21 protein-coding genes are annotated in these 21,642 nt (G+C 43.9%); 8 read left to right on the top strand and 13 right to left on the bottom strand.

What is annotated here, in order from left to right:
• Positions 1–2: 2 nt before the first annotated feature.
• The gene (locus tag E2H97_RS00120; protein ID WP_133405240.1) at positions 3–1,151 is read left to right on the top strand and encodes an EscU/YscU/HrcU family type III secretion system export apparatus switch protein; all 1,149 of its coding nucleotides are present in this window, start codon (positions 3–5) and stop codon (positions 1,149–1,151) included.
• A 3-nt stretch (positions 1,152–1,154) separates the two neighbouring features.
• Here E2H97_RS00120 and glpE read toward each other — a convergent pair whose 3' ends face one another.
• The 4 genes from glpE to E2H97_RS00140 all read right to left on the bottom strand — a co-directional run bounded on the left by glpE (position 1,155) and on the right by E2H97_RS00140 (position 4,627).
• Complete coding sequence (glpE, locus tag E2H97_RS00125) at positions 1,155–1,457, bottom strand: thiosulfate sulfurtransferase GlpE (RefSeq protein ID WP_133405241.1); 303 nt, start codon at positions 1,455–1,457, stop codon at positions 1,155–1,157.
• Between the two features lie 111 nt (positions 1,458–1,568).
• Positions 1,569–2,594, bottom strand: a complete 1,026-nt coding sequence (tdh, locus tag E2H97_RS00130; protein WP_133405242.1) for an L-threonine 3-dehydrogenase — start codon at positions 2,592–2,594, stop codon at positions 1,569–1,571.
• Positions 2,594–3,790: a glycine C-acetyltransferase gene (locus E2H97_RS00135; RefSeq protein ID WP_133405243.1), complete on the bottom strand. Its 1,197-nt coding sequence runs from the start codon at positions 3,788–3,790 to the stop codon at positions 2,594–2,596. The genes tdh and E2H97_RS00135 overlap by 1 nt, the downstream gene beginning before the upstream one ends.
• 192 nt (positions 3,791–3,982) lie before the next feature.
• Positions 3,983–4,627 (bottom strand): TetR/AcrR family transcriptional regulator, encoded by a 645-nt coding sequence (locus E2H97_RS00140; protein ID WP_133405244.1) that lies wholly within the window; start codon positions 4,625–4,627, stop codon positions 3,983–3,985.
• A 102-nt stretch (positions 4,628–4,729) separates the two neighbouring features.
• Between E2H97_RS00140 and waaA the strand changes: the two genes are divergently transcribed.
• Positions 4,730–5,989 (top strand): lipid IV(A) 3-deoxy-D-manno-octulosonic acid transferase, encoded by a 1,260-nt coding sequence (gene waaA / locus E2H97_RS00145; protein WP_133405245.1) that lies wholly within the window; start codon positions 4,730–4,732, stop codon positions 5,987–5,989.
• A gap of 205 nt (positions 5,990–6,194) precedes the next feature.
• On the opposite strand, the gene E2H97_RS00150 is transcribed toward waaA, so the two are convergent.
• Entirely contained in the window at positions 6,195–6,908 is a 714-nt protein-coding gene (locus E2H97_RS00150; protein ID WP_133405246.1) for a 3-deoxy-D-manno-octulosonic acid kinase, read from the bottom strand.
• 89 nt (positions 6,909–6,997) lie between these two features.
• On the opposite strand from E2H97_RS00150, the gene E2H97_RS00155 reads away from it, so the two are divergent.
• Together E2H97_RS00155 and E2H97_RS00160 are read left to right on the top strand one after the other, a co-directional pair.
• Complete coding sequence (locus tag E2H97_RS00155; protein WP_133405247.1) at positions 6,998–8,023, top strand: glycosyltransferase family 9 protein; 1,026 nt, start codon at positions 6,998–7,000, stop codon at positions 8,021–8,023.
• Between the two features lie 79 nt (positions 8,024–8,102).
• The gene (locus E2H97_RS00160) at positions 8,103–9,113 is read left to right on the top strand and encodes a hypothetical protein (protein WP_133405248.1); all 1,011 of its coding nucleotides are present in this window, start codon (positions 8,103–8,105) and stop codon (positions 9,111–9,113) included.
• A gap of 60 nt (positions 9,114–9,173) precedes the next feature.
• On the opposite strand, the gene E2H97_RS00165 is transcribed toward E2H97_RS00160, so the two are convergent.
• From E2H97_RS00165 to E2H97_RS00180, 4 genes are all read right to left on the bottom strand, one after another.
• Complete coding sequence (locus tag E2H97_RS00165; protein WP_133405249.1) at positions 9,174–10,163, bottom strand: glycosyltransferase; 990 nt, start codon at positions 10,161–10,163, stop codon at positions 9,174–9,176.
• 73 nt (positions 10,164–10,236) lie between these two features.
• Positions 10,237–10,986: a glycosyltransferase family 25 protein gene (locus tag E2H97_RS00170; RefSeq protein WP_133405250.1), complete on the bottom strand. Its 750-nt coding sequence runs from the start codon at positions 10,984–10,986 to the stop codon at positions 10,237–10,239.
• Between the two features lie 50 nt (positions 10,987–11,036).
• A complete protein-coding gene (locus E2H97_RS00175) occupies positions 11,037–11,591 on the bottom strand; it encodes a lysophospholipid acyltransferase family protein (protein ID WP_425466814.1) in 555 nt (184 codons plus the stop codon).
• A 60-nt stretch (positions 11,592–11,651) separates the two neighbouring features.
• Positions 11,652–13,130, bottom strand: coding sequence for a ZIP family metal transporter (locus E2H97_RS00180; RefSeq protein WP_133405252.1), 1,479 nt, complete (start codon positions 13,128–13,130; stop codon positions 11,652–11,654).
• Between the two features lie 324 nt (positions 13,131–13,454).
• Here E2H97_RS00180 and E2H97_RS00185 point away from each other — a divergent pair, with 324 nt between their 5' ends.
• Positions 13,455–14,048 carry a YhgN family NAAT transporter gene (locus tag E2H97_RS00185; protein ID WP_133405253.1) on the top strand — a complete coding sequence of 198 codons (594 nt, stop codon included), beginning with the start codon at positions 13,455–13,457 and terminating at the stop codon, positions 14,046–14,048.
• A gap of 58 nt (positions 14,049–14,106) precedes the next feature.
• Here the strand turns inward: E2H97_RS00185 and E2H97_RS00190 are convergent, their stop codons facing one another.
• A complete protein-coding gene (locus E2H97_RS00190) occupies positions 14,107–14,709 on the bottom strand; it encodes a chorismate--pyruvate lyase family protein (protein ID WP_246029034.1) in 603 nt (200 codons plus the stop codon).
• A gap of 67 nt (positions 14,710–14,776) precedes the next feature.
• Here E2H97_RS00190 and E2H97_RS00195 point away from each other — a divergent pair, with 67 nt between their 5' ends.
• Positions 14,777–15,187, top strand: a complete 411-nt coding sequence (locus E2H97_RS00195) for a flagellar basal body-associated protein FliL (protein WP_133405254.1) — start codon at positions 14,777–14,779, stop codon at positions 15,185–15,187.
• 64 nt (positions 15,188–15,251) lie between these two features.
• Here E2H97_RS00195 and E2H97_RS00200 read toward each other — a convergent pair whose 3' ends face one another.
• The 3 genes from E2H97_RS00200 to hslR all read right to left on the bottom strand — a co-directional run bounded on the left by E2H97_RS00200 (position 15,252) and on the right by hslR (position 18,310).
• A complete protein-coding gene (locus E2H97_RS00200) occupies positions 15,252–16,796 on the bottom strand; it encodes a phosphoenolpyruvate carboxykinase (protein WP_133405255.1) in 1,545 nt (514 codons plus the stop codon).
• A gap of 222 nt (positions 16,797–17,018) precedes the next feature.
• The gene (hslO, locus tag E2H97_RS00205) at positions 17,019–17,888 is read right to left on the bottom strand and encodes an Hsp33 family molecular chaperone HslO (protein WP_133405256.1); all 870 of its coding nucleotides are present in this window, start codon (positions 17,886–17,888) and stop codon (positions 17,019–17,021) included.
• An 8-nt stretch (positions 17,889–17,896) separates the two neighbouring features.
• The gene (hslR, locus tag E2H97_RS00210; protein WP_133405257.1) at positions 17,897–18,310 is read right to left on the bottom strand and encodes a ribosome-associated heat shock protein Hsp15; all 414 of its coding nucleotides are present in this window, start codon (positions 18,308–18,310) and stop codon (positions 17,897–17,899) included.
• Between the two features lie 233 nt (positions 18,311–18,543).
• On the opposite strand from hslR, the gene gspC reads away from it, so the two are divergent.
• Both gspC and gspD read left to right on the top strand, forming a co-directional pair.
• On the top strand, positions 18,544–19,467 hold the full coding sequence (gene gspC, locus E2H97_RS00215; RefSeq protein WP_133405258.1) for a type II secretion system protein GspC: 924 nt from the start codon (positions 18,544–18,546) through the stop codon (positions 19,465–19,467).
• A gap of 33 nt (positions 19,468–19,500) precedes the next feature.
• The gene (gene gspD, locus E2H97_RS00220) at positions 19,501–21,639 is read left to right on the top strand and encodes a type II secretion system secretin GspD (RefSeq protein ID WP_133405259.1); all 2,139 of its coding nucleotides are present in this window, start codon (positions 19,501–19,503) and stop codon (positions 21,637–21,639) included.
• Positions 21,640–21,642: the final 3 nt, after the last annotated feature.

The raw sequence follows: 21,642 nt of genomic DNA on the forward strand, positions 1-21,642 counted from the left end.
TTATGGCTGAAGGTGGACAAAAGACCGAAAAACCTACCGAGAAACGAATACGTGATGCCCGAAAAAAAGGGCAGGTGATCCAAAGTAATGAGATTGTAACTGGCTTAGAAATGGCGGTGATCCTCGCTTACTTTTTATTTATGGGGCATGACTTTCTTAACGCCAATATCAAGCTGATTGAACAGTCCATTGAATACATGAACTTAGACTGGAGAACCGCCAGCGAACAACTTTTTTTGGGGTTTGTGGAGATTTTGATCAAGTATTTTGGCGGCTTAGGCTTAGTGTTATCAGCGACCATAATCCTTGGTCATATTGTTCAAACTGGGCCATTGTGGGCCTCGGAAGCCTTAGAACCTAAATTTGATAAGCTTAATGTCGTCAATAATGCTAAACAATTATTTTCGATGAAAAGCTTATTTGAGCTGGCTAAGAATATCTTTAAGGTCTTAGTTCTCAGTGCGGTGTTCTATTACATTCTTCATAAATACTCCAACTCTTTTCAGTATCTTCCCATTTGTGATGAACAATGTGGTCTTAAGGTGATGATGACCTTAATTTTATGGTTGTGGGGCTGTTTTGTGGGGTGTTACTTGCTGTTTGGTGCGGCTGACTATGTGTTTCAACGTCATTCCACGATGGAAGAATTAAAGATGTCAAAAGAAGAAACTAAGCAGGAGCGTAAAGATACCGAAGGTAATCCCGAAATCAAACAAAAGCGCCGTGAAACTCAGCGTGAAATTGCCTCAGGAAGTTTGGCGTCGAATGTGAAAAAATCATCCGCAGTAGTGAGAAACCCCAATCACCTTGCCGTGTGTTTATTTTATGATGCTGAGGAATCGCCTATTCCTAAAGTGCTTGAAAAAGCACAAGATCACTTAGCTTTGCACATTGTCGACCTTGCTGAAAAAGAGCAAGTGCCTGTGGTAGAAAATATTCCGTTGGCGAGAGCTTTATATTCAGAAGTGGAATCAGGAGATTTTATCCCAGAAAGCTTATTTGAGCCCGTCGCTGAACTGATGCGGATCGTGATGTCGCTGGATTACGATGATGAAGACGACGATGATTATGATGAAGAAGATGACGACGATGAAGAAGCGTCAGATGAAGATAATGAAGCCGACACAGGATCGGCTTCAGATAACGATTGAGGGTTAACCCTTAGCCCAAGCTTCATAACCACCGTCAAGACTGTAGACGTCTTCAAAGCCTTGCTGGATCAGATATTGTGCTGCTTGGACGCTACTGATCCCGTGATAGCACACCACTACTGTTGGCGCGTCCAAATCGGCATCACGAATAAATTCAGTAATATTGTCATTCGTTAAGTGTGTTGCCTTGGCAATATGACCATTGCTGAAACTTTCAGGGTCACGAATGTCAACCAATTGAATATTGTCGTGTTCGCCTGAAAGGGCAATCAATTGAGCAACATTGAGGTGTTTCACTTGAGTCATTGCTTGTTCCTAAACAAATACAAACGTTGTCATACCTACTTTAGCAGGTATGACGTTGGGTTTTTTAATAGGTTTGAATGAAACTTTCTGTATTTATTACAGCTTCAACCCTTAATCCCAGTTTAAAATCACTTTACCTGATTGACCCGAACGCATGGCATCAAAGCCTTGTTGGAAGTCATCAATATGGTAGTGGTGAGTGATGATTGGGCTGATATCTAAGCCTGATTGGATAAGGCTAGCCATCTTATACCAAGTCTCAAACATCTCACGGCCGTAGATACCTTTGATTTCTAACCCTTTGAAGATCACCTTACTCCAGTCGATCCCCATGTTTTCAGGTGGAATACCCAGCATGGCAATTTTTCCGCCGTGATTCATCGCATCAAGCATACTTTGGAATGCCGATGGCACACCTGACATCTCCAAGCCAACATCAAAGCCTTCAGTCATACCAAGCTCAGACATCACAGATGTTAACTCTTCTGTTGCTACGTTAACCGCACGAGTAGCGCCCATTTTACGGGCTAAGTCTAGGCGGTATTCATTAACGTCAGTGATCACGACATGACGTGCACCCACATGTTTACAGACAGCCGCTGCCATAATGCCGATTGGGCCTGCGCCCGTGATCAATACATCTTCACCCACTAAATCAAACGATAAAGCGGTATGCACAGCATTGCCAAACGGATCAAAGATTGAGGCTAAGTCATCACTGACATCATCAGGTAATTTAAAGGCGTTGAATGCTGGAATAACAAGATACTCAGCAAATGCGCCTTCACGGTTGACGCCTACACCTGTGGTGTTACGACATAAATGGGTACGACCCGCACGGCAGTTACGACAATGACTACAGGTAATGTGACCTTCGCCTGATACTCGGTCACCAATATTAAAGCCACGAACACCTTCACCGATGGCAACCACTTCACCCACGTACTCATGGCCTACAACCATAGGTGTGGGAATGGTGGCTTGTGACCATTCGTCCCAGTTATAAATATGGATATCAGTGCCACAAATCGCCGTTTTGCGGATTTTGATCAGGATATCGTTGTAACCCATTTCTGGTTTATCAACGTCGACCATCCAAATGCCTTCTTCAGGCTTTAACTTACTTAACGCTTTCATTATTGGATAATACCCATTTCTTTACCGATACGGATAAAGGCTTCGATGGCTTTGTCTAATTGTTCGCGAGTATGAGCCGCTGACATTTGTGTACGGATACGCGCTTGGCCTTTAGGTACCACAGGGAAGGAGAAGCCAATCACATAAATGTGCTCTTCAAGTAGACGGTTTGCAAAATCACCTGCCAATTTAGCATCCCCAATCATTACAGGAATGATGGCATGGTCGGCACCCGCAAGCGTAAAGCCTGCCGCCGACATTTGCTCACGGAAATAACGCGCATTGTCTTTAAGTTGGTTACGCAAATCAGCACCATCTTTAAGCATGTCTAATACACGAATTGATGCGCTGACAATGGCTGGTGCTAATGAATTTGAGAATAGATAAGGGCGCGAGCGTTGACGTAACCAGTCAATCACTTCTTTTTTCCCTGAGGTAAAGCCACCAGATGCACCGCCTAAGGCTTTGCCTAGGGTACCCGTGATAATATCTACGCGATCCATGACTTCACAGTATTCGTGTGTACCTCGACCTTCTTCCCCCACAAAGCCAACAGCGTGAGAGTCGTCAACCATCACCAATGCGCCGTATTTATCTGCCAAGTCACACACACCTTGTAAGTTGGCAATCACTCCGTCCATAGAGAACACACCGTCAGTGGCGATAAGAATATTACGCGCGCCAGCGTCTTTGGCGGCTATGAGTTGTTGTTCTAGATCTGCCATGTCGTTATTGGCATAACGGAAACGCTTCGCTTTACATAAACGCACACCATCAATAATGGAAGCGTGGTTTAACGCGTCAGACACAATGGCGTCATTACCATCTAATAGAGTTTCAAATAACCCCGCATTAGCGTCAAAGCACGAAGAGTACAAAATGGTATCTTCCATGCCCAAAAACTCACTTAATGCAGACTCTAATTGCTTATGAATGTCTTGAGTACCACAAATAAAACGCACAGATGCCATACCAAAACCATGAGCATCCAACCCTTGTTGAGCCGCTTTGATCAGCTCTGGGTGATTAGCTAAGCCTAAGTAATTATTGGCACAGAAGTTAATGACTTCTTCACTGTTAACGTTAATTGCTGTTTGTTGTGGTGAAACTATGACACGTTCACTTTTATAAAGCCCTTCAGCTTTAACGTCAGCCAGTTGCTGATTAATTTGTTGGTAAAAAGATGGTGAGGCCAAAGGACGCTCCTTTAAATCAGAGGTTAAATTATCGGAACCGTGCAGGTTACATTAGCCGATGATATTAGAATGGGGGTAAGTGTACCCCCATGACGAGGATTGTTCAAAAGGATCATGGAGTTGAAATGGTGTCGTGGTGTAAATCTTAACGCACGCCTTATCTGCCCTGATTTAGGTCACTTCAACAATGCGTTATTGGTGGCTGTGGCTCAATTCTATATAGCGCCTTTCCAATTGCTCAAAGGCTTGCTTAGCATTGGGCGTTGCGTAGATTTTGGTTAGCATAATGACTCTTGAGACACCATCGTAGAGTTCAGGTTTTTCAATGTGGGAATGCGTCGATTGTGACAGTCGATAACTGATCCATGACGCGACGATCATTTTTAAGGTATCGGCAAAGCGCTCAAGATCATCCTCAGGAATGGTTAAGATACCATTATTAACCAGCTGGCGAATGATGCTTTGACCTGAAGCCATGACTTTGCCTTGAATGGCATGATAGCGTTGCTTTAACGACTCATCTTTTTGCAAAATATCACTGAGGTTGGCATACAGAAAGCGGAATTGCCATAAGCTATAAAAGATGGCATCAAAGTAATTCACTAAGCGTTCAGGACTTATCACTCCTTGCTGTAAAGGTTGAAAGTTTTCCTCTAAATGCCCTTCGTATAAACTGAAAATACTCTGAATGATGTCTTGCTTGTTTCTAAAGTGGTAATACAGGTTACCGGGGCTGATCCCTAAGTGAGCCGCAATGTGGTTAGTAGTGATCGCTCGCTCGCCGTGCTCATTAAATAACTCAAGACTGGCGTGGATGATTTTATCACGAGTTTTCATTTGGCTTCCTAAAGGCTAATTTGCCCAGATTGTTACGTCATATCAGCGGTTATGGTAGCATTGGCGTTAATCTTCAAGCAAAGTCTGTAATTGGAACGTTACATGAATCGTTTTTGGTATTCTGCTCTTCTGTATTTGCTCTCACCTTTATTAATCAGCTACTTAGCGGTAAGGGCGATAAAGAGTCGAGACTACCGAAGTCGCTGGTCGGAGCGGTTCGGATGGCATAAAGTTCAACCAACAGATGTGTTATTTCATACCGCATCTATGGGAGAAACTCAGGCCGCTATCCCGCTTATTCAAAGCATTATAGATACTTATCCTGAACATAGGGTAACTATCACTACAACTAGTCCAACAGGATCGGCGCTGGTAAACAAAGCGTTTGGTGATAAAGTTCAGCATTGCTATTTACCGATGGATTTTGCCTGTGCGACTCAACGTTTTGTTAACCGATTATCACCAAAGCTGGTGGTGATTTTGGAAACAGAGTTATGGCCAAATTTGTTGCATTACTCGCAAAAGCAGGGGGCGAAAGTCATTTTAGCCAATGCGCGATTATCTGAGTCTTCCTTTGCTAAGTATCAAAAATACCCCGCACTTACAGAGCCAATGCTTAAGTCCTTAGACTATATTGGCGTCCAAACTGAAGCAGAGCAGCAACGATTTATTCAATTAGGCGTTGAGGCCACGAAAACAGAAGTGACCGGTAGCCTTAAGTTTGATTTAAAGATCAGTGATGCAATCCTAGAAGAGGGAAAAAAGCAAAGAGCACAATGGCAGCGAGATGCTTCGCCAATCTGGGTTGCAGCCAGTGTCCATCCGGGGGAGTTTGATGCCGTACTTGAGGCTCATCAGCAATTACTCAAAACTCACCCAAGCGCGCTATTGATTATGGTTCCCCGTCACCCTGAACAATTCGATACAGCCGCCAAGCGTATTGAAGCTCATCAGTTGACCATAGCAAGACGCAGCCAGCAAGATGCTGTTACTGCGTCTACTCAGGTATTACTGGGTGATACGATGGGAGAAATGCTCAAGTTTTTTGCTTGTGGCGATCAAGCCTTTATTGGTGGCTCGTTTATTGAGCACGGTGGGCAAAATCCATTGGAGGCCGCAGCGATGGGATTAGCTGTGCTGATGGGAGCGTCTCGCTATAACTTTACCGATATCTGCCAAATGCTCACAAGCGTTAACAGCATGATCTCGGTAGATTCAAGTTCCGCTCTGGCCCAATCGTTGATTGAAAATATCAATCAACCAAGTGAATTGAGCAAACGTCAACAAGCGGCAAAAGATTGCGTGGCAGCGAATCGTGGTGCGCTTTTGAAACATCAAGCCATTATAAAAGCCCGACTATAGGGTAATTTCTGATAGCTAAGTTTTTCAAGCGAGGATAAGCAAACGCTGAAACGCTACAAGCCCATCCATGGGCGCTTGGCCTCGGCATCCATGCCTCGGACATTCAGCTTATTGCTTTCCCTCTCTCCTGTAAATTCAATGATTTGAATTTTTGAGTCAGTATCTCATATGGAGTGGCGGTTTTCTTAATTGACGGGCATTACAGCTATAGGGCATTTTGGTAGCCGGTTAGCAGCTGTTGCCAATCTTGTTCATTAAAGGCCAGCTCGGGAAGTTTGGCCTTTTCTTTATCAAATGAACGGCGCAGTCGTGCAATATTGCTTTGTTGCCAAGATGAGGATGGTTTACGGATTTCGCCACGATCAAAATCAATCAAATAAAATTGCTGCTTATCCCATAAAATATTTTTAATATTCAAGTCTGCGTGATAGATGCCAAGTCGATGAAAACGAGCTATGGTCGCACCCAGTTGTTGCCATAATGCGTCGTCCATGTTGCTGCTGGAAAGCAAACCGTGTAAATCAACGGCATTATCAATTCGCTCAATCAAGATATCACCACGATACCATAAACCAGTACGTTCAATTTTGGCAGCGACAGGACGAGGCACGGGTAAATCGAGCTGGATCATATGGGCTAATAATCGCAATTCAGCCATGGGGCGGGTATATTCTCGTCCAGTATACAGATATAAATCACGGCTGAATTTTGCCATCAGCCCACCACGCCAATAATGACGCAGTACCCATTGCTTTGTGTCTGCTCCCTGAATAAACCATGTAGTATGACGCCCAGTTGACGTGCCTGTTATCGACTGCTTTGCTTGCCAATAATTGGGTTCAAAGTGTTCAGCGGTTAAAGATTGGAATTGAGGAGCCGCTACTGCAACTGTGACATTTTTATGGGTTTTTATCTGCATTTTCAGGTTGAACCATGGCTTGTGACCTCATTCTACATTAACATGAGTCGCTTGCGGAAATATCACGAATAAACAACTCGGTGTTTTAAATGAAGCTGGATCTTTCAAGTAAACAATCTTTATGTGTATTACGTCTTTCAGCCATTGGCGATGTATGTCATGCGGTGGCTATGGTACAGACAATCCAGCGCCGATATCCTCACCTTGCTATCACTTGGGTGGTTGGTAAAGTGGAATATCAGTTGGTTAAACACCTTCCTAATGTTGAGTTTGTGATTTTTGATAAATCCCAAGGCTGGCGAAGCTATACCAATCTGAAACAATCATTAAACGGGCAGTGCTTTGATGTACTTCTGCATATGCAAGTCGCACTCAGAGCCAGTATCGCTTCATTAATGATCAAGGCAGATATTAAAGTGGGCTTTGATAAAGCGCGTGCCAAAGAAGGGCAATGGTTGGTGACCAATCATGCTATCGCCCCTCAACAAGAGCCACACGTTTTGGATGGCTTTATGGGCTTTGCTCGTGCTATTGGGGTGGAAGACTTAACGCCTCAATGGAATATTCCGATCCCAGATGCCGATGAACAGTGGGCGCAGCAGCAATGTCAGCAACCGACGTTTATTATTTGCGCCGCAGCAAGCAAAGCCGAACGTAATTGGTTACCAGAACGCTACGCTGAAGTGGCGGATCATATGGCAAACAAAGGTTATCAAGTGATGTTATGTGGTGGCCCTTCTGGGTTAGAAAAGCAATTGGCTAATAGCATTATTGAGCACAGCCAAACTGAGCTTATTAACCAAGTTGGCAATACCAGTTTGTTGCAGTTATTGGCTTTACTTAAACACGCTAAATTGGTACTCGCCCCCGATACGGGACCGGCACATATGGCGACGACGCAAGGGACACCTGTTATTGGTTTGTATGCTCACTCAAATCCTGGTCGCACCGGGCCTTATAATGACAGGGATAAGGTCGTGAGTGTGTACTGTGATGTCATTGCTGAGCAGCAAGGAGCGAATGTGCCATGGGGAAAACGCGCCAAAGGTGAAGGTTTGATGGAACGGATCACTACAGAGCAGGTGATCCAACAATTAGAACAGTGTGTTAATTAAGAATAGAGGCCAAATCGTGGTGAATTCTCCAAGTTTTTTATTTGTTCCGGTATCATCAACAGAAGGGATTGGCGAATATATGCGATCAATGATCGTTGCCCAATCTGTTGCTGAAGCGTGGCCGCAAGCTAACATCGCTTTTGTGCTCAATAGAAATGCACCCTATGCTGAACACTGTCCTTTCAAAACCTATTTATTGGATAGCAGCCCAACAAAAGATTCAGACTCAGTGAATCAAATTATCAGAGATATTTGTCCAGATATTGTGGTATTTGATGCGTCAGGTAGACAGTCGCAATTAAAACAAGCAAAAAAAGTTGGAGCGACGACGGTCTTTTTTAGTCAACACGCGAAGAAACGTCGCAAGGGTTTGAAATTGGGCAGGGCCAAATGGACCGATCATCATTTTGTGGTTCAGCCCGAATACGCGATTAAGCCACTATCATGGCTTGAACGCTTGAACATCAGGTTATTTAATCTTACTCCTCCTAAGTCTATTGGGGTGGTATTTCGCCCTGCTGAATCAACACTCAAAGAGCAGTTACAACAGCAGTACCAACTTTGTGATAAAGACTATGTCCTGTTTAGCGCAGGCTCTGGGGGTCATCAGTTTGGAGATCATGCCGCTTCCGAAGTCATGTTTTCACAAGCGTCAAGAGTTGCAGCTAGCCTCAATGTGAAAACCGTTGTTGTGATGGGCTGTAATTATACTGGTGAGTTACCACAGTCCACAGATTCAGTCGAGGTGATTTCAGCCCTTGATAATCAGGCGTTTATCACTTTGTTGTCAGGGGCAAAAGCGGCGGTGCTGAGTGGAGGGGGAACCATGTTGCAGTCAATCGCATTAACGATCCCCACATTTGCGATAGCGGTTTCGAAAGATCAACCCAATCGTATAAAAGCTTGTTTATCCCAAAACTTGATTTGTACCGCAACAGAAGACACGTTAGAGCATGCATTAGATGACTTTTTAAAGCCAAACTCATTAACCCATTGGCAGAAGAAGTTACAACTACAACCATCCGGTAATGGTGTCCCTTATCTAATACAAAAATTTAGTCAGATACTAGAGGGCGTTGATCTTTCTTGATTGTTTTTGCAGCGATAAATGAGCAGAGGCATATCAGCACTGCTCACGTGGCATATCACTTTATCGCCGAGAGCGCCCTAATAAAGGGTAAATACACTTGTTAATTCGATGACGCCAGACTAAGGGCAACCAGCGTTTACGATGCCGTAAGTGTTGGCTTTTTTCAGGAATGGTATTGAATAGCAATTTTGCCCATTGCTCACTGATCGCATCATCAGAGAACTCGATGGCTCGCTTATGGCCATTTTCCACCATGGCTTGATAAAGAGCTGGCTCGTTTTTCAATTTCAATATGGCGGCTTTAGCTTCTTCCGCGGACGACACCTCAATGTAATCAAGGTCGGATTGTTTTAATGCTTGATAGGCTGACTCTTTTCCCAAAATTGCAGGTATTCCAGCATGCCAGGCGTTATAGAGTTTTGTCGCGGGTTTGTGTGAAAAATTAAGCTTACACTTAGGTCTTACTGCCAGCATAACATCGACGTTCTGGTAGTCGTTCCACATTACTTGCGTTTTACCTGATTCATCATCTGAAGTTGTGCTGTCTTTATGCCAGCTTAGCTGATTTTTTTGTAAAAACTGTTCCCACTCTGGCTGCTGAAATTCAGAGCTTAAGTTTTTATTGAATCCCTTAAATGACAATGTTGAAACCGTATTTTCACGAGAGGGAGTTCTCGGTATTAAACAGGCTTGAGACCATAATGGAATGAAAAAATTATGCTGATCATCGACATAAGTTGGATTTTGCAGAAGTTCAAAATCAGCAATCATTGGACTGTTTAAGTCACCACGAACACACACCAAAATAAGAGACGGTGACGGGTTTAAAGCGAACAACGCTTTTTTATCTTTAGCGTGGAATACTACGATACCTGATTCAGGCAACCGATTACTGAGTTGAACAGGGTAATTTCGACTGACTAAATGTAAATAGGTCTGAGTGATCCAACAGTGTGGGGCTTCGACAAATAAATGCCAATGCTGACGCAAGTCGTAGTCAAGAAAAGGGGTAATATCTTTTTCGTTCGGCAGTAAAAAGGTTACGTTCATTGGTCCATGCTTTATTTAGAAAGTGTGTCAGTAATGGTGTTCATTGAAATGTGTGAAACTATCAGAGGCTAACTCAGTTCGAGGGTCTGATTATTTCATTAAGTGATGCGGATTGAAATAAGCGTTGTCTCATTAATCTCAAACGAAACTTAACATTTCTCCAAAAAGTACTTCTATTGCCATGTCTTTTATTTGGGTTCATGGCAACAATCTCACTGTCGAAGCCGGCTTCGCAAACACAATAGGGTAATAGACCAATTAAGCGTAACTTAAGTTCACTGTGAAACTGCATATCTACATCAACAGGTCTGAAAAAGCGTTGGCGGGAAAGTAGCTTTTGAGCCCCTTGGCGACTGATCACATAGCCAGTCGTGCAATTTGGCACTCTTTTATAACTCACGCAGCTTATGTTATCTGAAATGGAAGTACACTCGGCCGGAGGGTTGTTACGGTTATCTGATAGCTTGATCAAATCCCAGTGTTGCAGTTGTTCAATACTGGATACAATGGCAGGAAAGTCAGCAGATAAATTAATATCATCTTCTAAAACGATGGCATAGGGATCACCGGAATCCAAGAGTTGTTGCCATATCTGTCGATGGCTGGCGTAACACCCTATTTCTCCAACAGTCAGATTCCGCTTATGGTGTTGTTTATTGAGCAGAGGGTCATAGATTGCTTCGATTTCACTAGAAGAGAGAGCTGATCCAACAACCGCATTAAAGCGTGTGCCTTGTAGGCCAAGTTGAGAGAGTTGCTGCTGAAGGTGCTGCCAACGGGCTTTACTCGCAGGCATATTAACGACATAAATAGTAGGTTGCACAGCTGAATCCTCGATTATTATATTTATTGTTATGTCGATAATACCAAAAATTAATCACTCGTATAGTCAGGAATCTCTTTAGGGTAACGCCCTTGAATGGTTCGATAGTATGACAAGATCTGATTCATATCCTCGTCAATATTGCCACTTGGAAACAACTTTGGCTCGATACGGACGGTTTTGTGCTGGTAATCAAAAGCCACACAGATAATTGGCACCTTGGCTTGAACGGCAATATGGTAAAACCCGGTTTTCCAGCGGTTTACTTTGCCGCGTGTGCCTTCAGGAGCCAAGGCGAGTGCAAAGTCTTTGCGAGTGGCAAATTGCTCGCATACGGCTTGTACTAAGTTGTTATTTTGGGTGCGGTTAACAGGCGTTCCACCGAGTGCTCGAAACAGCCAACCCCAAGGCGGAATGAAGAGTTGATGTTTACCTAAAAAGTGAATTCGACGCTTGACGGCAGAGCGGGCTAAGATCCCAATCACAAAATCCCAATTACTGGTATGTGGGGCGCCAATCAAAATAAACTGGCGATCGTTGGGTAATTGTCCTGTAATTGTCCAGCCAAATAGCTTCAGTAACCACATCGAAAACGTTGCCATTATGATCCATTTTTTAAAAGGTCTTAATGGCAGTTTTAGCGTATTTTTATCACTCTGTCGAGGTTAATGATGGTGGTGTGTTTTTATCGGTCCGCCCCACATTTGCTTTAAAAAGTTCCTTGGGCCTAGGCGTAATAAGCTCATTGAACAAAGCAGTCCAAGGACTAAAGCCGATACAGTGATGATGGTGACAGATTCATGATCTTGGATAGCAGAAAAGGCTATGGTGTTAGGAAATAACCAATACCCAATAATCACTGCCAGTGCACCAAGTAGGATAGGTTTCAGTTGGTGCTTTAAGTGGGTTGCCGTCATCAATGGGGGTAAAATAAGGGTGCACAATATGGCTATTGTGTGCCATTGCTGAAATGCCAAGCTGGCCGCTAATACAGAAGCACTCAAGAGTGTGAAGCGGCAGATAATCAACAAAGGTAAGATTATCAATACTTGTATCGCAGCCAAAGAAAGAAGACCTGTTGGTTGTCCGATGATATTCATTAGCAGTAAGCTAAAAATCACTAAGGCGGCATTCCTATCAATTAAGGTTAATGAAGAGCTGTGATGATCTGAAGGTTTAGCGGGCGAATGATCGGTAAACTTGTAAACCACCAAGCCTGCTAACAATTGGAACAGAGCGTAAGGTAGCCCCAATACCAATAGAGTAAATAATACCACCTCTGGGGCTAGATGTTGGGGTAAAGCGTTTCTAAATGATGATGGTAACTTGTGTTGTAGGCTTAATCTTACAAATCCCAAAGCCAACGTTAGCAACATGATGGGCAAAATATCAATAACCCAATGCCAAAACATTGCCAGCTCATGTCCGGAAGTGTGCTGATGACGCTCTCCAAGTTCTGTGAACATGATAATGAACAACAACCCTATGCCTAATAAGCTACCAATACCTGCATGGTACTCAGATCGGCCTTGCGGATCTTGGGGCTTATCAACGTGGGGCTGATGCAACACCACATGTAAGATAGAGCCCGTTACAAAGGCCTGTAAGTACGCCGTGTTATCAAGCGATAAATGGGAAAGAAGTTGTTCTCCTAACACATAACCAATCGAAGTGAGTAGCATCATTAACCCTAATACCACAGCCGCCCAGCGACTGCCCACTTGGGGTTTGAGTAACCACCAAATAGCAATGCCAACGGGAAGACGGTGTAAGATGATCCCCAAAGCTAATAGCGTCGAGTTTTCTGGTTGCTGGGCTAAGATTAAAGCGCCGCCATCGGTGAGAGTGTGTAACAGAAGCCCACCCACACCGAGTATCAAAGTGAGGTTGTGAGTTAACTCTGAGTGGCGATGAAAGATCCGCTCACTCATGGTTGGTCCCCACATACCAATCGCGACAAACAGCAATGTCAGCCATCCACCGTGTTCAATCAACTCTGGCAAAATATGGATCAATACCAAGCCGCCAAGGGAGACAAAAATAAAACCATCAAGCCCTTTTTGTAATGCAGAGCCTGAAGCCAGTAGACGATAACAAATAGGGCCGGCAAGCAAGGCCATCAAACTGGCAATGAGATAGAGCATGAAAAAACCTAGTATATTTAGAATCTTTCGACTCTAATGGTGACAATACGGTGGAAACTTTGCTGCATTACGAAAAGGTTAGTGACAGCATGGCATAATTGTATATGGCATTTGCATTTACGCCAAAGCAATTATAATCGTATTCTCAAATGCTTACTATTCCCATTTGTAATTTTGCGATATATATACTTGTGAGACTTAATTGTTAACGTCAGGTATTTTATTGTTTACTTAAGGTAAAGTTTACGGCTTTAGCCTCACTATTTCTCAAAAAGCAGATAGAATTACAATCATTCCTGTTTAACCCCAAATAAAAGACGCTTCATGGATATTCTCTCTGCTACCGTAATGCTATTTTTGATCATGGATCCCCTCGGGAACCTACCGATATTTGCTTCAATATTACGTCATATTGATCCAAAGAAGCGCCGTCGAGTGTTGATCCGTGAATTGTTAATATCACTTGGGATCATGCTGATATTTTTATATGCCGGTGAGGCCATGTTGGGCTTTTTAGGGCTCAGAACTGAATCTGTTAGTATTGCGGGTGGTATTATTTTATTCTTAATTGCGATTCGGATGATTTTCCCACAACCGGGTGGCGTGGTGGGGTTAGCCGCAGGTGAAGAGCCATTTATTGTTCCGTTGGCTATTCCCTTAATGGCGGGGCCGTCGATTTTAGCAACCTTAATTTTATTAGCGCATACCGATAGCAGTCGTATGACAGACTGGACCATTGCCTTGATCATTTCTTGGGGATTAAGTGCCATCATTTTGCTCTTTAACGGCCTGTTTACTAAGGTGCTTGGTGAGAAAGGGTTATCAGCCGTTGAGCGATTGATGGGAATGGTACTGGTCATGATTTCAGTGCAAATGTTCCTTGATGGTATCGCAAAATATTTAGGAACGAATGCATAAAAAATGACGTAAAAAACTCAGCTATGAATACAACATTAAGGTATCCATGGCTGAGTAGTTAAGCCATCTGTTCAATCATTCTCACCGCATGAGGCAGAAAAAACTCACTCACCGTCATTTGTTGGTCTTTATAGGTAAAGAAACGGCGCCTTCCCCATACTTGTTGACATGATTGCCCTAAAGAATGAGAGAGTTGACTGATGTTTCCGTTGGGGAGAGATACCGCCACTTCAATATCATTCGGGATAAACTGATGATGACTATATAAAAGCTGTCCTAACGGTTTTGTCCCCAAGCCCTTAAAGTCGACTTGCGTTTGTTGCAGCAGTGGTTGTGGGATCAAAGTGCGGGCAAAGACCCAAGGAATATCATCCAAACACAACAAAACCTCCCGAACCCATACCTTAGATTGCTTAGGCATTTCTTCTTCAAAAGGAGCAAGTAATGCTTCACCTAGCACTTTTACGTCAAATTTTTGGCAGCAAGCCTTAAGTTTTTCAGTTAAACTGCCGCTAGCAAGTAACCAAGATGTTAAATTTGCTGAATGATCAGGTAAACATGATTCACTTGACCAAGGAATGGGTTCACCATAGGGAAAACTGTGGGAAGGTGACATTAATGGCGTATCACTTTGTAGATAGTCAAAATCATAGTGTACCATAGACCGAATACCAATCATTCATGACATGAATAACAGACGAAAATAAGCGAATTTTTGGGGCAAAATAATGAAAACGCGTTTTTGGCCAGTGATGTTGGCTGGACTTACTCTGCTCGTTTCGGGCTTTTTTGCAAAAGCAGAAGCAAAAATGGGGGAATACCTCTACTATGGCTTTGAGCCAGAGTTTGTGACCAACTATATTTCGTCCACTAGGGGTAAACTTGGATTTGTACGTGTTGGCATGGAGCTCATGGTGCAAGGCAGTGGAGACTTGGAGTTGGTTGAGCATCATGAGCCCTTACTTCGTTCTGCCATTCTAGAAATTCTTGGTCAGCAGACAGGTGGGCAGGTTAAGTCGATCACAGGCCGCGAAGATATTCGAGAGGCATGCTTGCAACGTATTAACGAGTTATTGGAGCAGGAAACCGGTCGCCCGATTGTGACTAACGTGCTGATCACTAAGTATCTTTATAACTAAGCTACCAGAAATTGAGCAATAAAAAACCAGCCATTTGGCTGGTTTTTGTATAAATGAGTACAGTTTACAGTCTTGGCCCTGCTTGCTTAATCGCATCTGACACAGAGTATTTAGCAAAATTATCGGTAAATTCTTTCGCTAATTGCTGAGCGTACTTTTGATATTCACCTTTGTCATTCCAAGTATTTACTGGGTTTAATAGTTCATTATCAACACCTGAAACCGCCACAGGAATATTCAAGTTCAATAGCTCTAAATGAGTGGTTTCAACATCCGCTAGCTCACCAGACACAATCGCATCAATGATGGCGCGAGTGGTTGGGATATCAAAACGTTTGCCCACACCGTAAGCACCGCCAGTCCAACCCGTATTTACTAGGTATACTTGGCTACCGAATGATTCGATACGCTCCATCAATAGTTCAGCATAAACGCTGGCTGGGCGAGGGAAGAATGGTGCACCAAAACAAGTCGAGAATGTCGATTGAATTGCAGCGGTAGAGCCCATTTCAGTAGAGCCGACTTTAGCGGTATACCCAGATAAGAAATGAAAAGCGGCTTGCTCTTTAGTGAGTTTAGATACAGGAGGCAGCACGCCTGAAACGTCACAGGTTAAGAACACAACAGCACGAGGTTCACCGCTACGGTTATCTTGTTTACGAAGCTCAACATGCTCAAGTGGATAAGCCGCGCGGCTGTTTTCCGTTAAGCTGGTGTCGTCAAAGTCAGGTGTGCGCGTTTCATCTAGCATTACGTTTTCAAGCACAGTACCAAAACGAATAGCATTCCAAATCACAGGTTCGTTTTTCTGGCTTAAGTTAATGCATTTTGCGTAACAGCCGCCTTCAATATTGAATACGCCACCCGGTGCCCAGCCGTGCTCATCGTCACCAATCAAGAAACGCTTTGGATCGGCCGATAGCGTGGTTTTACCGGTACCTGATAAACCGAAGAATAAAGTCGTGTCACCCTCTGCGCCAACATTGGCGGAGCAGTGCATTGGCAATACGCCTTTTGCTGGTAATAAGAAGTTTTGAACAGAGAACATCGACTTCTTCATTTCACCCGCGTACTTTAGGCCTGCAAGTAGGACTTTACGCTCAGCAAAGTTGATCACAACCGTGGCGTTAGAGTTAGTGCCATCACGCTCAGGGTCGCACTCAAAGCCAGGGGCGTTCATGATTTGCCAAATCGCTTTGTCACCTTTATTAAAGGTTTCTGGTACGATGAACATGTTACGAGCAAATAAATGATGCCATGCATATTCCGTTGTCACACGAACGGGAAGGTAATGTGCAGGATCGGCGCCTACTTCTAAGTCAGAAACAAACAGCTCTTCTTTTTCAGAAAGATAGGTTTCAACACGACTCCAAAGGGCGGTAAATGCTTCTGGAGCGAATGGCTTATTGACATTGCCCCAGTCGATATCCGCTTCACTGCTGGCTTCCTTCACAATAAAACGATCATTAGGCGAGCGACCTGTACGTTCTCCAGTGCGAGCCACAAGTGCACCTGCTGCGGTTAACTCGCTTTCTCCACGCTTTAATGACAGCTCAATTAATTCTGCAGGGGTAAGGTTATGGTGTGTACGATGTGTTCCATCAGCCATAAGAAGGGTCTCCGTTACAATGCAAGATGTTAAAGCTCAAACCTATTTTAAGGACAGAATAAGAGCTGAAATTGCCGCTTATAAACGGCATTATTATGTGTGACTTGAGCCACTAATTTTTATGCTGAGAATTGTAACTTAGTTGAAATAAAAAGCGATGAATTTTACGGCAGTGGACATAAAAAAGCCGGGAATGATCCCGGCTACGAATGTTTACACAGATTATTGTACAGTATTAGAGGTATGAGCGTGGGCAAATAGCGCTGCGACGTCAATGCTGTCGAATTTATAATGGGTATTACAGTATTCACAACCCATCCTGATTTCGCCCAAATCAGCCAGCATGGCTTCGACTTCTGTTTGAGGTAATGACAGCAGAGCTTGGCCTGTGCGTTCTTTGGAGCACGAACATTTAAAGCTGACATCTACAGGATCAAACAAGCGTACTTGCTCTTGGTGATACAGGCGATGCAACACTTCTGTTGCAGGTAAACCAAATAACTCTTCAGGCTTGATGGTGTGAGTCAGCTGAGTGAGATGATCGAAGTCATCATCCGATTTTACATTGTTGCCGCTCGCTGGAAGCACTTGCAAGAACATACCGCCTGCTTGTTTGCCGTCAGCAAATAACCATAAATGGGTCGGGAGCTGTTCTGATTGCATGAAATAAGCTTCAATACATTCAGCCAATGTGGGTTTGTTTAGCTCCACTACGCCTTGATAACGCTCACCGTCAGTTGGTGTTAAGGTGATCACCACATAACCTTTACCAAACATATCACTCAGGCTGGCATCATCGGCAATATTGCCTTCCCAGCGAGCGACACCACGATGTTGCTGCTTATCATTGCTGTTGATCACCGCTAATGACACTGGGCCATTACCTTGAATTTGTACCGCAATATCACCACTGAATTTTAATGTTGCAGTTAACAGTGATGTTGCCGCCATTAATTCCCCAAGCAATAGTTGCAGCGCTTTGGGGTAAGTGTGGGCATGAATGATTTGCTGATAACTGTCTTGCAGTTGAACCATTTCACCACGCACGTCGGCGTTATCGAACAAATAGCGATGTAACTTGTCTATACTCATTGTTGGTCTCACTCAATATCGCCTTGATGTTGTTTAAAACGTACAATCTGGCGACGTTGTTTTTTATCAGGTTTAGTGTCTGGAATCGGATTGTTTAAGCGCTGCAGCCGACGAGTTTCGGCATTGGTGGCACGCTTTTGAATGCTTTGTTCGGTCTCTTGATATAGGGTTTGCGCAACAATGGCCTGACCACGTTGGTCACTTAAAGCCATTATGATGATCTCTTTTTCATCAAAGCCTTGACGCAAACGGATAAGAGCCCCAATTTCAGCATTCTTACTGGATTTCGTACGCTGGCCGTTGTAGTGTACTTTGCCACCATCGATCATCTGCTTGGCGATAGCACGAGTTTTATAAAAACGCGCAGCCCACAACCACTTATCAAGGCGGACTGTGGTAACGGTTTTAGGTTCGGATCGCATGTAGTCTCCTAACGGGGCTAGAGTAGAAGTTCAGGTGGCTCAGCCAAGGTTCAGTAGAAGTTTGTAATAGTCTTATAAAGAATAAAGAGTAAAATTACGAAATTGTGACGCAAAGTAGCATAATTAAATGGCTTTCGGCAATGACGAAACTGTTAAAGGCTTGTTGCAAATTAAAGGCTAGGGTAGCATGGGCAGATTGCGTCAAATAACGATAGGTTTCAGAATACCAAAAAATGGATGCATTAGATAAAGTTATCACGAGGGTGGTTGGTTTACCTCACAAACCGCTTAGTCGTATCGTAGTTGGATTGGGCTTAGTGCTCTGTCTGTATTTATTGGCGCAATTGACTTGGCAACTGGTCCCGAATCCCAGTACATCAAGTGTGCCTTGGAAACCGTCGGCGACGAGCTCTTCTGCCTCTCGCGCTGATGTGAATATCGAGCCTATCTTAAATTTATCTCTGTTTGGTAAGCATGATGCTACCCAAGCGACAAAAGCGCCTGAGCCAGAGCCCACATTAATTACTGATGCGCCTAAATCATCGCTATCGATACAATTAACTGGGGTGGTGGCGTCAACGGCGAAAAAGCAAGGTATCGCCATTATCGCTTCTGGCGGTGATCAGTCTACGTACTCAATTGGTGACAGAATTAAAAACACATCTGCTTCTTTAAAAGAGGTGTATGCCGACAGGGTTATCATTACCAACGCGGGGCGCTTTGAAACCGTGATGCTGGACGGATTGCAATTTACCACCGAAGTCGGCGCTAACCGAGCGTTACAACAAGCTTCACGAAAAAAACCAATAAAGAAAATTGAGAAAAAAAATGATCCCAAACTGGCGGCGCAAATCGCGCAAACTCGCCGTGAAGTTCTCAATGATCCAAGAAAAATTACCGATTATATGCAGGTATCGCCGATTCGAAGAAATGGGCAAATGCAAGGGTATCGACTATCTCCGGGGATGAAACCGAGCTTATTTAGAGCGGCGGGTTTTAAATCGGGCGATATTGCAAAAAGTATAAATGGCTATGATTTAACCGATATGTCGCAAGCATTACAAGTGATGGCAGGTCTACAAGATATGACTGACATCTCGATTACGGTTGAACGGCAAGGACAACTCATTGAAATTGATTTCGGGTTACCTAATTAACGAATGAGCATAAGGCTTAGGGGAAGTTTTAGAATGAAGAATAACAAGATAGGACGAAAGTGGCTTGCCAGTCTGTTAACGGGCCTCGTCCTTCTGTCACCTACTGCGTCATGGTCAGCTGAATATGCGGCTAATTTTAAAGGCACAGATATTCAAGAGTTCATCAATACGGTAGGAAAAAATCTTAACAAGACCATCATTATTGATCCGACCATTCGTGGCAAAATCAATGTTCGCAGCTATGACTTACTGAATGAAGAGCAGTACTATCAGTTCTTTTTAAACGTATTGCAGGTTTATGGCTATGCGGTTGTGGACATGGATCACAACATCATTAAGGTCATCAAAGACAAAGACGCGAAAACGTCTTCGATTCGTGTGGCTGATGATAAAAAGCCCGGTCAAGGCGATGAAATGGTCACTCGAATTGTGGCCTTATACAACACCCAAGCTAAACTCCTTGCGCCACTGCTTCGTCAGCTAAATGACAATGCAGGTGGCGGTAATGTGGTTAATTACGACCCATCTAATGTATTGATGATCACCGGCCGAGCAGCTGTCGTTGACAAGCTGGTGGAGATTGTACGTCGTGTCGATAAACAAGGGGATACGTCGGTTCAGGTATTACCGCTTAAATATGCTTCTGCCAGCGAGGTGGTGCGTATTATGGATACTTTGTATCGTCAAAATCGCAGCAGTTCTCAGCTTAATGGCGGCACTCCAAAAGTCGTTGCTGATGAACGCACTAACTCTGTAGTGATCAGTGGTGATGAAAAAAGCCGAATTCGTGCAATGGATCTCATCAAACGCTTAGATGAAGAGCAAGCCAGCACAGGTAACACCAAAGTGCGTTACCTGCGCTATGCCAAAGCGGATGACTTGGTTAACGTATTAACGGGCGTAGCCCAAAAGCTAACTAAGGATAAAAAAGGACGCAGTAAAGGCTCAAGCAGCAGTTCTTCCTCTTCATCTCAAGGTAAAGGTGATGTGTCAGTTGTGGCTCACGAAGAAACCAACTCTTTGGTGATCACCGCTGAGCCAGCAGAAATGCGAACCCTTGATAATGTCATCAATCAGCTTGATGTACGCCCAGCCCAAGTTTTGGTTGAAGCCATCATTGTTGAAGTGTCAGAAGGCGATAATGTCGGCTTTGGTGTCCAATGGGGCAGTGCCAGAGGTGGTATTTCTCAATTTAATAACTTAGGTGCCAGTATCGGTGAAATTGGTGCAGGTGTATGGAAAGCCCGTCCAGTTAAAGGAACGACGGTTTGTACGGGGGTTGGCAGTGAAAATTGTACCAAAAACCCAGATCAAGACGGTGACGTAACCCTATTAGCTCAAGCCTTAGGTAAAATTAATGGTATGGCATGGGGCATCGCCTCGGGCGATTTCGGCGCCTTAGTACAAGCGATCGCCGGTGATACCAATTCAAACGTTCTTGCAACACCATCGATTACAACCCTAGATAACCAAGAAGCCAACTTTATTGTCGGTGACGAAGTGCCGGTGATCACTGGTTCTTCGACCAGTTCAGGTTCAACCACTAGTAACCCATTCCAAACCGTTGAACGTAAAGAAGTGGGTGTGAAGCTGAAAGTGGTGCCGCAAATTAACGAAGGCAGCTCTGTAAAACTGACTATTGAGCAAGAAGTCTCTGGTGTAAACGGCAACACAGGTGTGGATATTTCGTTCTCGACGCGTCGTTTGACCACAACTGTGATGGCAGATTCAGGTCAAATTGTAGTGCTTGGTGGTTTGATTAACGAAGAAGTGCAAGAAAGCGTGCAAAAAGTACCAATTCTTGGTGACATCCCAATTCTGGGGCACCTATTTAAGTCTTCATCCAGTAAAAAGACCAAGCGTAACCTGATGGTATTCATCAAACCAACGATTATTAAAGACGGTCTAACTATGGAAGGCATCGCGGGTCGTAAGTACAACTACTTCCGTGCTCTACAACTTGAGCAACAAGACAAAGGCGTTAACTTAATGCCGAACACTAAAGTGCCAGTATTGCAAGAGTGGGATCAGTCTAAGCATGTACCTAAAGAAGTGAATGACATTCTTGAGCGCTACAAACAAGGTAAAGGTTTAGATACCAAAATGCGCCGCAGCGATGACGCCCTTAAGGTTGTCACCGAAAGCAAAAATAAAGACACGGAAAAGAAGTAGCCC

Origin of the sequence: Parashewanella tropica, assembly GCF_004358445.1 — a bacterium.
In the GTDB taxonomy this organism is placed as follows: domain Bacteria; phylum Pseudomonadota; class Gammaproteobacteria; order Enterobacterales; family Shewanellaceae; genus Parashewanella; species Parashewanella tropica.